The 13,076-nt window shown below is 67.2% G+C and carries 10 protein-coding genes and 1 tRNA gene; 1 reads left to right on the top strand and 10 read right to left on the bottom strand.

The annotated features are described in order from the left end of the window. Positions 1-40: 40 nt before the first annotated feature. Positions 41-1,480 carry a recombinase family protein gene (locus CZ375_RS08510; protein ID WP_407668502.1) on the top strand — a complete coding sequence of 480 codons (1,440 nt, stop codon included), beginning with the start codon at positions 41-43 and terminating at the stop codon, positions 1,478-1,480. On the opposite strand, the gene CZ375_RS03030 is transcribed toward CZ375_RS08510, so the two are convergent. The 10 genes from CZ375_RS03030 to CZ375_RS02985 all read right to left on the bottom strand — a co-directional run bounded on the left by CZ375_RS03030 (position 1,439) and on the right by CZ375_RS02985 (position 12,853). Further along, a tRNA-Asn gene (locus CZ375_RS03030) sits at positions 1,439-1,513 on the bottom strand. The genes CZ375_RS08510 and CZ375_RS03030 overlap by 42 nt on opposite strands. Before the next feature lie 158 nt (positions 1,514-1,671). Then, positions 1,672-3,039, bottom strand: coding sequence for an RNA polymerase sigma factor RpoD (gene rpoD, locus CZ375_RS03025; protein WP_097677372.1), 1,368 nt, complete (start codon positions 3,037-3,039; stop codon positions 1,672-1,674). 51 nt (positions 3,040-3,090) lie between these two features. Next, positions 3,091-4,995, bottom strand: a complete 1,905-nt coding sequence (gene dnaG, locus CZ375_RS03020) for a DNA primase (RefSeq protein ID WP_077597829.1) — start codon at positions 4,993-4,995, stop codon at positions 3,091-3,093. Further along, on the bottom strand, positions 4,992-6,050 hold the full coding sequence (gene ribF / locus CZ375_RS03015) for a riboflavin biosynthesis protein RibF (protein ID WP_159438351.1): 1,059 nt from the start codon (positions 6,048-6,050) through the stop codon (positions 4,992-4,994). The genes dnaG and ribF overlap by 4 nt, the downstream gene beginning before the upstream one ends. Continuing rightward, positions 6,047-6,973, bottom strand: a complete 927-nt coding sequence (truB, locus tag CZ375_RS03010; protein ID WP_077597827.1) for a tRNA pseudouridine(55) synthase TruB — start codon at positions 6,971-6,973, stop codon at positions 6,047-6,049. Before truB ends, ribF begins: the two co-directional genes overlap by 4 nt. After that, entirely contained in the window at positions 6,970-8,001 is a 1,032-nt protein-coding gene (locus CZ375_RS03005; RefSeq protein ID WP_077597826.1) for a DHH family phosphoesterase, read from the bottom strand. Before CZ375_RS03005 ends, truB begins: the two co-directional genes overlap by 4 nt. A 5-nt stretch (positions 8,002-8,006) precedes the next feature. Continuing rightward, positions 8,007-8,411: a 30S ribosome-binding factor RbfA gene (rbfA, locus tag CZ375_RS03000; RefSeq protein ID WP_077597825.1), complete on the bottom strand. Its 405-nt coding sequence runs from the start codon at positions 8,409-8,411 to the stop codon at positions 8,007-8,009. 3 nt (positions 8,412-8,414) lie between these two features. Then, positions 8,415-11,042, bottom strand: coding sequence for a translation initiation factor IF-2 (gene infB / locus CZ375_RS02995; protein ID WP_077597824.1), 2,628 nt, complete (start codon positions 11,040-11,042; stop codon positions 8,415-8,417). A 49-nt stretch (positions 11,043-11,091) separates the two neighbouring features. Beyond that, complete coding sequence (gene nusA, locus CZ375_RS02990; RefSeq protein ID WP_077597823.1) at positions 11,092-12,339, bottom strand: transcription termination factor NusA; 1,248 nt, start codon at positions 12,337-12,339, stop codon at positions 11,092-11,094. A 37-nt stretch (positions 12,340-12,376) separates the two neighbouring features. Continuing rightward, positions 12,377-12,853 carry a ribosome maturation factor RimP gene (locus CZ375_RS02985; protein WP_077597822.1) on the bottom strand — a complete coding sequence of 159 codons (477 nt, stop codon included), beginning with the start codon at positions 12,851-12,853 and terminating at the stop codon, positions 12,377-12,379. Positions 12,854-13,076 lie beyond the last annotated feature (223 nt).

The raw sequence follows: 13,076 nt of genomic DNA, 5'->3' as shown, positions 1-13,076 counted from the left end.
GTAGGCACATTGTCAGGGAGCCGCGAGAGGCGGCTTGGGCATGACGAAGAAGGCCGTGATATACGCCCGCTTCTCCTGCTCCAAGCAGCGCGAGGCGTCCATCGACGACCAGCTGAGGGTCTGCGGCGAGTGGTGCGGGCGCGAGGGCTACGAGGTCGTGGCCGAGTACTGCGACCACGCCATGAGCGGCAGGACCGACGAGCGCCCGGAGTTCCGTCGCATGATAGGCAACGCTGGCGAGTCCGACGTGGTCGTGGTCTACATGATGGACCGCTTCTCGCGCGACCCCTACGACGCCCCCGCCTACAAGCGCGAGCTGGCCTCGAAGGGCGTGCGCCTCGTCTCGGCCATGGAGGCCATCCCCGACTCCCCCGAGGGCATCATCTACGAGAAGCTGCTGGAGGGGCTCGCCGCGTGCGAGTCGGCGAAGACCTCCGCGCGCGTCAGGCGCGGCATGCGCGGAAACGCCCTGAGGTGCCTCACCAACGGCGTGCGCGTCTACGGCTACCGCACCGGCGGCGACGGGCGCTACGAGGTGGTCCCGGAGGAGGCGCGCCACGTCAACGACGCCTTCGAGATGCGCCTCGCGGGCATGTCCTGCAACGCGATCGCGCGCGAGCTGGCCGGCAGGGGCGTCACGACCTACACCGGCAGGCCATGCGGCCCCTCGATGGTCCAGCAGATGCTCAGGAACGAGAAGTACGTGGGGACATACGTGTGGGACGACGTGAGGATGGAGGGCGGCATGCCGTCGATAGTGGGCCGCGAGACGTTCGACAGGTGCCAGCGCGTCAGGGCGCGCAAGGTCCGCTCCGACGAGGACTGGGGCGACTTTGCGCTGTCGGGGAAGGCCATATGCGCCTCCTGCGGTCGCGGCCTCGTGGGCCTCTCGGGGCGCGGCAGGGGCAACGTCAAGTACGAGTACTACGGCTGCAAGAGATGCGGCGTCAGGCCCGCCAGGCGCGACTGGCTGGAGCCCGAGGTGGCCGGGAGGTTCCGCGCCGCCATGGGGGACCGCAGCGAGGCCCTGAGGCTCGCCAGGGCCATCCTCGAGGCCGGGAGGTCCTCGGAGTCGGGCGGGCGCATGGAGGCCGCCCGGCGGGAGCTGAGGGCCGCAGAGGACGGCCTCAGGCACATCATGGACGCCATCGAGGCGGGCGTGGTGCACCCGCAGGCTCAGGAGCGCATCCGCGCGCTGGAGGCGCGCCGCAGGGACGCCCAGGCGGCCCTGGACGAGGCTGCGGTGCCCGAGATAGACCCCGAGGACTTCGCGGACTTCCTCCAGTGCGCGGGGGCGATGTCGGACGCCCAGATCCTCGATGCCTTCGTCCACCAGGTGGTCATGTCCGAGGAGGACGTGGTCGTAGTCATGCGCTACGACGGCAAAAAGGGCGAACCTGCCCGATTCACCATCGGAAGGGTTCGCCCAGAAGCTGCCTGGCTCCCCGGGCAGGATTCGAACCTGCGACACGCTGATTAACAGTCAGCTGCGCTACCACTGCGCCACCGGGGAATATGTCGTGCGCGTTCGCACGTTTGATAACTATAGCGGAATCGCTTCGTGGCGCAAGGGTCAATTTGAGAAATTTCGATCGGGCCCCCATGGGAGCGCGCCCCACGCCTTGCGTGACGTGGGGCGCGCCTGACATGACGAGAAAGGCGGTGCGGATGCTATTCCTCCATGTAGTCCCTGAGCCTGCCCGAACGAGAGGGATGCCTCAGCTTGGCCAGGGTCTTGCTCTCGATCTGGCGGATGCGCTCGCGCGTGACGCCAAACTCCCGGCCAACCTCCTCGAGCGTGCGAGGGTGCCCGTCCTCGAGGCCAAAGCGGAACTTGATGACCTTGCGCTCGCGGTCGGCAAGGCTGTCAAGGACCTGCTCGAGCTGTTCCCGCAGCATGGAGTCGCTTGCGGCGTCAGGAGGCGCTACGGCGCTGGAGTCCTCGATGAAGTCCCCCAGCTGGGAGTCCTCCTCCTCGCCGATCGGAGTCTCGAGGGAGACGGGCTCCTGGCTGATCTTCTGAATCTCCCGCACGCGGTCCGCGGAGATGCCCATCTCCTCGCCGATCTCCTCGGGAGAGGGGTCGCGGCCAAGGTCCTGGAGGAGCTGACGCTGGACGCGAACCAGCTTGTTGATAGTCTCGACCATGTGGACCGGAATGCGGATGGTGCGGGCCTGGTCTGCGATGGCGCGCGTGATGGCCTGACGAATCCACCAGGTTGCGTAGGTCGAGAACTTGAAGCCCTTGGTGTAGTCGAACTTCTCGACGGCGCGGATGAGGCCGAGGTTGCCCTCCTGGATCAGGTCCAGGAAGAGCATGCCGCGACCCACATAGCGCTTGGCGATGGAGACGGTCAGACGAAGGTTTGCACTGATGAGGGCCTGCTTGGCCTCGAGTCCGACCTGCTCGATGCGCATGAGGCGACGCATCTCGGCGCGGGTGAGCTCAATCTCGCCCATCTCGGCCGCCTCGAGCTTGTCGCTCGCCTCGCAGCCTGCCTCGATCTTCATGGCAAGGTGCACCTCTTCGGAGGCGGTCAGGAGGTCAACCTTACCTATCTCCTTGAGGTACATGCGGACGGGGTCCCCCGTAAGCATGACGGTCGCGTTGTCCGTGCGGCGTGCGCGCGCACGGCTGGAGCGCTTGCGTGGTTTGGGCTTGGGCGCCGAGCGCAGGACTTCGTTGGCAACGCGGGCCTCGGCGCGCGCCTCGCTCACCTCGTCGTCATCGCCGTCCTCGTCCTCGGGGAGGTCGTCGTCACCGTCGAGGTCGTCATCACCGTCGAGGTCGTCATCGTCTACGGCGACGGGGACGCCCTCGGACTCGTCGGCGCTCACGATGTCGACGCCCCTGGAGCGGATGGAGTCGTAGATGTCAGAGAGCTCGTCGTCATCCACGTCAATGTCTGCAAGGGCGAGCTGGACATCGTCCTCGCTCACCTGCTTGGCGGACTTGGCCGACTGGCCGACGAGCTTATCCACAACCGCCTGGAGCTCGTCCGTGAGCTTTGGCTCATTGCTAGACTTCTTCTTAGCCACTGACTTCCTTTCGACGCACACAGACTTATGGATGATACCCATTTTTGCGAGTTACACTCGCGAGGAGAGGGAGCTTGTGAGCTCATTGATTCTCTTCTGCAACTCGGTTGCCCTGACGAACAGGGCCTTGGCCCCCTCGTCAACGCCAGAGCCGGAGGCAAGGCGCAGCTGCGCCTTGATGGAGCGAACCTCGCGGCGGCAGGACCAAAGCTCCACCACGTCGACGAGGAACGCCGCACGCTGATCAACCGTGAGGCTGGACACCAGCTGGAGCCTGCCTCCCGCCAGCAGCACCGGCGCACCAGGCACGACGGCCTCTGCGGCACGCACGAGCTCCTTTGGAGGCGTTCCCGCGGCGCAGGAGAGCATGGACCAGGCCATGGCCTCGTTGCGCGAGTCAACCCAGGACACGCTGGCGAGACGGCCGCCATAGGGGCGAACCGCGTCTGCGTTGGTGACGAGCAGGGCAAGGAGTTCCCCCTCGGCCACGACCTGCAGGCGCTCGTCCTTGGAGAGCGCGTCGAGCGACACGCCCCCCTCGGGCACGGCGGCGGGTGCCTGCCAGGGCGGCTCCTCTTGCAGGGGGGAGGCACCATAGGCATCGAGCGGCACCTCGTCCGCGGAGGCCTGACGTGAGGGACGGCCCTGGCGGGGCTGCACCTCGCCCTTGGGCAGCGGCGTCTCTCGGACCATGCGCTTCGTCTCGTCCACGCTCACGCCCAGGAGGTCCGATAGCTGGGTTGCATACTCGTCCAAGAGAATCGAGTCCTTGAGAGGAGCCAGGAGCTTGGCCATGTCCTCGAGGGCGGCGACACGCCGTCCCGGGACGCTCAGGTCCATGCCGGAGAGGCGCTTGTCGAAGACGAAGGACATGAGGGGGGGCGCTGCGGCAAGCCGCTCGCGAAGCGCATCCGCGCCGTGGGCCGCAAGGAACTCCGCAGGGTCCTGCCCGTCGGGCAGAACGACGCAGAGCAGCTCGGCAGAGGTCTTGTCTATGTACTGGACGGCCCTCTCCGCCGCGCGCTGGCCCGCCTCGTCTCCGTCGAACATGCAGATGATGCGACGCTTCGCGAAGCGCTCGATGGCCTTTACGTGGTCGAGGGTGAGGGCCGTGCCCAAGGCGGCGACCACATTGGTGAGCCCCGCCTCGTGCATGGCGATGACGTCGGTGTAGCCCTCGCAGACGATGGCGGTGTCGCTCGCGGCCATGGCCTCCTTCGCCCTGTGGAAGGCGAAGAGGTGCTTTCCCTTGTGAAATACCGAGGTGTCCTTGGTGTTGAGGTACTTGGGCTTGGCATCCGTCAGAACGCGGCCACCAAAGCCGATGGTCCTGCCCTGCTCGTCGTGGATGGGGAACATGGCGCGGTCGAAGAAGCGATCGCGCAGCTGGCCACGCCCCTCGAGGGCGAGGTCGGCTGCCACCAGCTCCTGGCGAGAGCAGCCCTTCTTGAGCAGGTGCTCGACAAGGGCGCCATGGCCTGGGGCGAAGCCCAGCCCCCAGCGCCGGCAGACGGCGGAGCCGAAGCCTCTCCCGGAAAGGTAGGAGCGAGCCGCGGCGGGCCCCTCTCCCCTTCCGCGCAGCAGAAGCATGGTGTAGTAGCCCTCGGCCTCGGCCAGGCACTCCATGAGCCGGTTGCGCCTGGGGCCTCGACGCGACGAGCGCTGCTCCTCGGCGAGCTCAATGCCCGCGCGGTCCGCGAGGAAGCGGATGGAGTCGGGAAACTCCAGGCTCTCGCGCTTCATGACGTAGGCGAAGACGTCACCGCCGGCACCGCAGCCAAAGCACTTCCAGAGGCCCGTCGCGGGGTTCACGTGAAACGAGGGGCTCTTCTCCCTGTGAAAGGGACAGCAGCCCCAGAAGTCGGAGCCGCGCTGCCGCAGCTCCACCGTCTCGCCCACAAGCTGCAGGATGTCGGTGGCCTGACGGACGCGCTCCTTGTCCTCGTCTGTTATCAACGTCCCACCTCCAGCATTCCGGAGCCAAGGTTCTCTTTCACCCAGTCAATGTTCCCCAGAACCACCGCCTCGAGCTCCTCCTTGGACGAGAAGGGGCGAGACGGGCGAAGCCAGTCGGTAAAGAGCAGGTCCACCTTACGGCCGTAGAGGTCCCCCTCGAACCCCAGGAGGTTGGCCTCGAGAAACGCCGCTTGGGGAGCTGAGAAGGTGGGAGGGGCCCCCACGTTGACGGCGGCGGGCCAGACTCTCCCTCCCTCATGCAAAAGGCCTGCGTAGACGCCCTTGCGCGGCAGGCAGGCACAGCGCGCGACGCTCAGGTTGGCTGTGGGAAAGCCCAGCCCACGACCCTCTCCCCTGCCATGGACGACCTCGCCGCGCACGAAGTGCAGGCGCCCCAGGAGCCTGGCGGCAAGCTCGACGCCGCCGTCAGAGAGTGCCTCGCGGACGCGCGTCGATGAGATGGGGGCACCCTCCATCCGCACCAGCTCATGACCGATCACATCCACGCCATGCAAGGCGCCCAGCTTCGCGAGGGCGCGGACGTCTCCAAGGCCCATGCGGCCCAGGCGGAAGTTGCTTCCCACGTGCACCGAGGACGGGTGAACGATGCGCGGCAGAAGCTCGAGCAGGAACTGCTCGTACCCCAAGGACGCAAGCCCCCTGTCGAAGTCGAAGAGAACGATGGCGTCAGGCGAGAGGGACTCGAGCGCCCGCACGCGGTCCTGGCTCGAGAGCAGCCTGCCCGGGGCGTGGGCGCGTCCCAGAAATTCGGCGGGCAGGGGATCGAAGCTCACCACCACGGATCGGCAGCCACGCATGCGGGCGTCCTCGATGGTTGACCTCACCAGGGAGCGATGCCCAAGGTGCAGGCCGTCGAAGGCCCCTATGCAGACGCAGGCCTGCTCCGTGGGCGCAAGCGGCACGCCCTCGGCGAGGAAGAGCGCCCCGCCAGGAATCTTGCGCTCGCTGTACCTGCCGTCGGATCCGAGGAAGAGCGACCTGGCGGCGGCGCTGGCCAGGTCGTCCCCGCTCAGCGCAGGCAGCTTGGCGCTCACGAGAGGACTCCCGAAATGCCCTGGGGGAAGTTGGCCACGCAGACGAGGCGAGAGCCCCTCCGGCACCACACGCCGACGAGGCGGCCGTCGTGAACGAGGCTGACCCTCTCGCCCTCCTCCACCTCGGAGGGGGCAAAGAGCTGGTGGCCGCAGGAGACGCGCTCGAAGCCCCTGTCGTCAAGCCGCATCACCGCATGCCCCAGCGCGCTTGTGGGGTCTATGATGCAGCGATCGAGCATCTGGGTCCCTGCGGCCTCGAGCGCCGCCAGCGGAAGGCAGCCCTCGATGCGCACGCTTCCCGCGCCCGTGCGCCTCAGGCCGACGAGGTGCGCGGCCGTCCCCAGACTGCGGCCGAGGTCGCGCGCGATGCTGCGCACATAGGTGCCCTTCGAGACGACGAAGCGGCAGCGCCACACGAGCTCGTCGGCCTCCTCGATGCCGACGAGCTGGGCCTTGTCTATGCGAATGCGGCGAGGCTCGAGAACCACCTCCTCGCCCGCGCGGGCGAGGTCGTAGGCACGCCTGCCATTCACGGAGATGGCGGAGTATGCCGGGGGCAGCTGGTCCTGCTCGCCCAGGATCGCCGAGAGGGCCTCCCTGGCAAAGGCGGGGTCATGAAGCGCTTCTGGCACGGGGGCCGTGGCCGTGACCGTGCCCTCGCCGTCCTCGGTGTCGGTCTCGCTGCCAAAGGCAACCAGCGCCTCGTAGGACTTGTCGTCCATGGCGAGCAGTCCCATCAGGCGCGTGGCCTGCCCCACGCCAACCACCAGCACGCCCGAGGCGGCGGGGTCAAGCGTGCCGGCATGCCCCACGCGCCTCTCGCCCAGCGCCCTTCGCACGCGGGAGACCACGTCATGGCTCGTCAGGCCCAGGGGCTTGTCAAGCGCCAGAAGCCTGTTGATGCCGCTCTCGCCGCGCCTCACCGCCCGGCCTCCCCCTCCGGCCCCGCCCCTCGGAGCAGCAGGCGAAGCTTGGGAAGGGCGAGGGAGAGAACCTCGTCGAGGTCCCCCTTGACGGTGAAGCCCGCGGCAGCCTTGTGGCCGCCCCCTCCAAGCTCGCGGGCGATGGCGCAGACGTCGTGGTCTGCCTTGGACCTGAGGTTGCCACGGATGCATCCGCCGGGCACCTCCTTGAGGAAGAGGATGAGCTCCGAGCCCGCAACGCTGCGCACCACGTCGACAAGACCGTCGCACTCGTCCAGGCTCGCGCCCGTGCGCTCGAGGTCCGCCGTGGTCGAGTAGCTGTAGGCGATCCTGCCTCCCTCGAAGGTGGTGATCCTGCCCATGACGGCAGCCTCCAGGTGCAGGTATGAGAGGCTGTAGTTCTGGTACACGTTGAGCGCAAGCTCAGAGGGAGAGGCGCCCGCCTCCACCAGAAGCGCGGCAATGTTGAACGCCTCGCTGTCCGCGTTCTGGTACTGGAAGCGCCCGGTGTCGGTGGCGATGGCGCAGTACAGGCAGCGCGCCATGTCCGGCGTGAGCCCGACCCCCAAGTGCTGCGCGAACTCGCAGATGATGACGCCCGTCGCCGCCGCGGACGGTCTCACGAGCCAGAGGTCCGCGTTTATCTCGGCAAAGGGGTGGTGGTCTATGACCACGCGCCTCCTTGCCGCCGACCAGATCCCTTGGGCCTGGTTGAGCCTTGCGCCCCCGGAAATGTCCACGCAGATGAAGAGGTCTGCCGTAGCGCCAAACTCGCAGGCATGGACCATGCGCCCCGCCCCCGGCAGGAAGCGATAGATGCGCGGCACCTCGTCCTCGTCGGCGAGGAGGGCCACCACCTGCTTCCGCGGCCAACGGACCTCGATCAGCTGCTGCAGGGCAAGGGCAGAGCCGATGGCATCGCCATCTGGCGCGGTGTGCGCACAGATGGCGATGCTCTGGCTCTGCTCGATGACGCCGGCAATCTGAGAGAAGAGCTCCTCCTGCCGCTCCTTCGTCATCACTCCCATAGGGGCTAGGCCTCCTCCGTCTCTTCCGCGGCGGCCAGGGGGTAGCCCTCGTCGTCCTTCTCCACGCCCAGGGTGGGAGGAACGTTGGTGAGGGCCCGCGCTATGCGCTCGGCCTCGTCTGCCGTGGTGTCTATCTCGAAGATGAGCTCGGGGGTGACGCGCCAGCCAAGGGCATGCCCCAAAAGGCTCCTGATCCTGCCCCTGGCACGGCCGAGGGCCGCCGAGACCTCCTCGTAGCGACCGCTGTCGCAGCTCACGTAGGCGCGCATGACGGACTTGTCGACCGAGACCTCCACGCCCGTGAGCGTGACGAGGGCAAGGTCTGGGTCCGAGACCTCGAAGAGGAGGATGCCGGCAAGCTTCTCCCGGGCAATCTGATTGACCCTTCGCGAGTTCTGGTTCTGCTTCATGTCTTACTCCGTACGGGCGACCTGCTCGATGCGGAAGGCCTCGATGATGTCGCCCACGTGGATGTCCTGGAAGTTCTCGAGGCCGATGCCGCACTCGAAGCCCGCCTTGACGCTCTTGACGTCGTCCTTGTAGCGGCGCAGGGAGGCAAGCCTGCCCTCGTACACCACGATGCCGTCGCGCACCAGGCGGCACCGGTCGTCGCGGGTGACCTCGCCCTCCTGGACCATGCAGCCGGCGGCGATGCCCACCTTGGGCACCTTGAAGGTGCTGCGGACCTCGATGGAGGCCGTCTCGCGCTCCTCCTCGGTGGGCTTGAGCATGCCGATGCGGGCGGCATCGATCTCCTCGATGGCCTTGTAGATGATGCTGTAGGTGCGGATCTCCACTCCCTGGCGCTCGGCGGCGCTGCGCGCCTTGGCCTCGGGACGCACGCCGAAACCGATGATGACGGCGTTGGAGGCGTCGGCGAGGATGACGTCCGTCTCGGTGATGGCGCCGACGGCGGAGTGGATGGTGTTGATGCGGACCTCGGACTGGTCGAGCTTGTCGAGGGAGTCCTGCAGCGCCTCGATGGAGCCCTGGACGTCGGCCTTGATGATGAGGTTGAGCTCCTTGACCTCGGCGTCCTCCATCGTCGCGAAGAGGTTCTCGAGGGTCACGTGCTTGACGCGGTTCTGCTCCTCGATGCGTGCCTTCAGTGAACGCTGCTCCGCGAGCTGGCGGGCGTCGCGCTCGTCCTGGAACACGCGGAACTCGTCACCGGCCATGGGCACGCTCTGCAGGCCCAGGACCTCGACGGGGTCCGACGGGCCAGCCTCGGTGACGGACTGCCCGCGAGGGTCGACCATGGCGCGGATCCTGCCGAAGGCAAGGCCGGCCACAATGGAGTCGCCCACGCGAAGGGTGCCGCGGTTGACCAGCAGCGTGGCAACGGAGCCACGGCCGCGGTCGAGCTTGGCCTCCAGGACGTTGCCGGAGGCGAAGGTGTCGGGGTTGGCCTTCAGCTCGAGGACGTCGGCCTCGAGGAGGACGGACTCGAGCAGGGTGTCGATGCCCTGGTTCTTCTTGGCGGAGATGTCCACGAACATGTTCTGCCCGCCCCACTCCTCGGGGATGACGCCGTACTCGGTGAGCTCCTGGCGCACGCGGGTGGGATCCGCACCCGGCTTGTCGATCTTGTTGACGGCCACGATGATGGGCACGCCGGCTGCCTTGGCATGGTTGATGGACTCTATGGTCTGGGGCATCACGCCGTCGTCTGCGGCGACGATCAGGATGACTATGTCCGTCACCTTGGCGCCGCGGGCGCGCATGGCCGTGAAGGTCTCGTGGCCTGGGGTGTCGATGAAGGTGATGATGCGACCGTTGATCTTGACCTGCGACGCACCGATGGCCTGGGTGATGCCTCCCGCCTCGCCCTCTGCCACGCCGGTATGGCGGATGGCGTCGAGCAGCGAGGTCTTGCCATGGTCCACGTGCCCCATGACGGTGACCACGGGCGGGCGGCCCTTGAGGGTGTCGGGGTCGTCGTAGAAGGTGAAGGAGTTCTCCTCCTCCTTGCTCATGACCTTGACGTCACGCCCGAGGTCGTCCGCCACGAGCTCGATGAGCTCGTCGGACATGGACTCGGTGAGGGTCAGCGGGGTCCCCAGAAGGAACAGGCGCTTGATGATGTCGTTTGCGGGGACGCCGAGAAGGTCGGCCAGCTCGGTGACCGTGGAGCCCTGGGGCACCTTGACGGTGTCAAGCTGCGAGAGGTCCTGGTCGTTCTGGATCGCCTCCTCGATGCGCTGCTGCTCGGCCGCCTCGGCCTGCTGCTGACGCCTGCGCTCCTTGCGCTTCTTGCGCCTTCCCGTGGACTGGCGCGCCTCCTCGACGGCCTCGCGGGCCTCCTCGAAGACGTGGCTGGAGCGCGTGTACTCCTCGGCCTCGCGGGCCATGCGGCTGTAGCGGTCCTCGTCAGAGCCGCCGCGGTGGGCTGACTTCTTGCCCTTGCGGCCATGGGCGTCTGCGGGCTCCGACTCCGCGGGAACGACCGGCGCCTCCACGTTGGGCCGCTCGACCCGCTTGCCACGCTGCTTGGGCTCCGCGCGACGGGAGCCGTTGCTCTCCTCCGCCTTCTTCTTTGCGGACTCCTCAGCCTGCTGCTTGAGGACCTTCTCCTGCTGGGCGATCTGGTCGAGCAGCGAGGTGAAGGAGGGCACGGCCTTGGGAGCGGTGTCCTTGACGCGGTTGCGCTCCGCCTCCTCGGCGAGGCGCCTCTCCTCGGCAAGGCGCTCCTCCTCGGCCCTCTTGCGGGCGGCCTCTGCCGCGGCGCGCTTTCGCTCCTCCTCGGCACGCTCGGCCTCGCGCCTCTTCTCGGCGGCGATGCGCTCCCGCTCCGCCTCCTCGGCGGCGATGCGCTCCTGCTCCGCCTTGGCCTCCTCCTCGGCGCGCCTCTGGGCCTCGATCTCTGCGGCGCGGGCCTCGAGGATGGGCTGGAGCTTCTTGCGCACGATGGAGACGTAGGCGTCCTCGAGCGTGGAGGATGCCGACTTGGCGGGGATCTTCATGTCTGCGAGATGCCCGAGCATCTCCTTGCTGGTCAAGCCATATTCCTTGGCGAGGTCATGCACGCGGGTCTTTGCCATGTGCGACCACCTTCCTATCTGGTGTCGGACGGACGGGTGCCTTCCGGCACTAGATCAAAGAGTCGGGATCGTCGGAGGCGACGACCTCGCCCATCTCGGCGAGCTTCTCGTGGATGCCGCAGTAGCGAGAGTCGGGGCGCGCCATGTTGCGGCACTGGATGCCCGTGGGCCCCACGTACTCGCAGCGATGCTCCCCCTCCTCGGCCTCCGCCTCGACCTCGCGGGGCAGCTCGCGCATGACGTCTGCGGCAAGCGACTCGTTCTTGATGTCGATGTGCATGCCGGTGAGGCGGGCCGCCAGGCGGGCGTTCTGGCCCTCCTTGCCGATGGCGAGGGTCAGCTGGTCGTCTGGGACGATGGCGGTGGCGTGGTTGGTCTCGCCGTCCACAATCACACGGGTGACGCGGGCGGGCGAGAGGGCGTTGGCGACGCAGCGGGCGGGGTCGTCGCTCCAGAGGACCACGTCGACGCGCTCGCCGCGAAGCTCGGAGACCACGGTGCGCACGCGGCTGCCCTTGGGACCCACGCAGGCACCTACGGGGTCGAGGCGGGTGTCGATGGACGAGACGGCCACCTTGGCGCGGGCGCCAGCGTCGCGCGCCACGGAGCGTATCTCGACGATGCCGTCGTATACCTCGGGGACCTCAAGCTCGAAGAGTCTGCGGATGAGGTCCGGATGGGTGCGCGAGACCACGATGGAAGGGCGCTGGCGCTCGGAGCGGATGGGCGGCTGGGAGCTGTTGGGGTCGCGCACGTCCACGATGATGGCACGGATGCGCTGGTTGTGGGCATAACGCTCGCCCTGGGGACGCTCGTTGCGCTCGTCGGGGTAGCGCTTCTGATCGAAGTAGGGAAGCTCGGCCTCGACGCCCTCGCGGATCTTAATGAAGGCGAAGTCGGGCGTGGTCTGCAGGACGGTGCCGGTGATGATATCGCCGATGCGCTGCGAGAACTCCTCGAAGATCTGCTGGCGGGCGGAGTTGCGCACGATCTCGTTGATGACGCTCTTGGCGTGCTGGGCGGCAACGCGGCTCGTACCCTTGGGGGTCACGTCCACCTCGTCGAACTCGGTGTAAAGGCCCGTCTCGTCGTCGAAGGACTCCTCCCTCGGGACAAGCTCGTAGACGTACACCCTGCCAGTGGCGCGGTCAATGGTGACGCGCGCGCCGTCCTGGAGGTGCAGGACCTCGGCGTAGCTCTTGGCGAGCGACTGCTCGAGCTGGTCTATGAGGTAGAGCTCGTCTATGTGCTTCTCCTGGCACAGGGCCATCAGCGCTTCCATCATCTCAGATGCCATGTGGGTGTTCCTTCCTTGCGCGGGGGTCTGGTGGGGTCTAGTTATCGAAGCTGGGCTTGAGCTTGCAGGACTTGATGTCAGAGAGAGCGACGGAGAGCTCCTCTCCCTCGCACTCGACGAGCACGCTGTCGCCCTCGAGGGCCCTGAGGGTGCCCGTGAAGCGCCGGCGTCCCTCCTCTGCGTTGGTCGAGAGGCTCACCTGGCTGCCGCAGAAGCGCTCGAAGTCCCGCCTCCTGCGCAGGGGCCTGGAAAGCCCGGGCGAGGAGACCTCCAGGGTGAAGCTTCCCTCGATGGGATCGGCCTCGTCTATCAGCTGGTTGATCCAGCCCGTCTCGGCGGCGACCTCGTCCAGGGAGATGGGGCCCGCCCCCTCGTCCGCATGGTCTATGCGAACGCGGACGGTAGGCGCCTTGCGCGATCCCACCACCTCGACGTCAACGATGTCGATGGCATGCTCTGCCCCATGCTCCTCGAGCACGGCGAGCAGCTGCGTCTCGAGCTCCGTCTGCGCCATGCGCAGCTCCCTTCTTGCCCTGCGGCGTCACTACATACAAAAGGAAGCAGGGCAAAGAATCTGCCCCGCTTCCTCGAACCTCCACGATTAAGCTTCTCAACTATAGCATCTTAGCTGCGCCAACACAATCGGTCCCGCTCGCACACAGCTCCTGCAAACCAAGGGCGGCAGGGTGGGCGAATGCGGCTTCCACGGCGCCTCCCAGAAGAAAAAGCTCCCGCCC

The sequence above is a fragment of the Olsenella urininfantis genome (genome assembly GCF_900155635.1).
GTDB classification, from domain to species: Bacteria; Actinomycetota; Coriobacteriia; order Coriobacteriales; family Atopobiaceae; genus Olsenella_G; species Olsenella_G urininfantis.
The sequence above is the reverse complement of the archived record's forward strand: the minus strand, read 5'-3'. Positions and strand labels throughout refer to the sequence as shown.

Coding starts and splice junctions, on each gene's coding strand:
- CZ375_RS08510 (WP_407668502.1), top strand. CDS start 41: ATGACGAAGAAGGCCGTGATATACGCCCGCTTCTCCTGCTCCAAGCAG.
- CZ375_RS03005 (WP_077597826.1), bottom strand. CDS start 8,001: ATGGGAGTGATGACGAAGGAGCGGCAGGAGGAGCTCTTCTCTCAGATT.
- rbfA (WP_077597825.1), bottom strand. CDS start 8,411: ATGAAGCAGAACCAGAACTCGCGAAGGGTCAATCAGATTGCCCGGGAG.
- infB (WP_077597824.1), bottom strand. CDS start 11,042: ATGGCAAAGACCCGCGTGCATGACCTCGCCAAGGAATATGGCTTGACC.
- nusA (WP_077597823.1), bottom strand. CDS start 12,339: ATGGCATCTGAGATGATGGAAGCGCTGATGGCCCTGTGCCAGGAGAAG.
- CZ375_RS02985 (WP_077597822.1), bottom strand. CDS start 12,853: ATGGCGCAGACGGAGCTCGAGACGCAGCTGCTCGCCGTGCTCGAGGAG.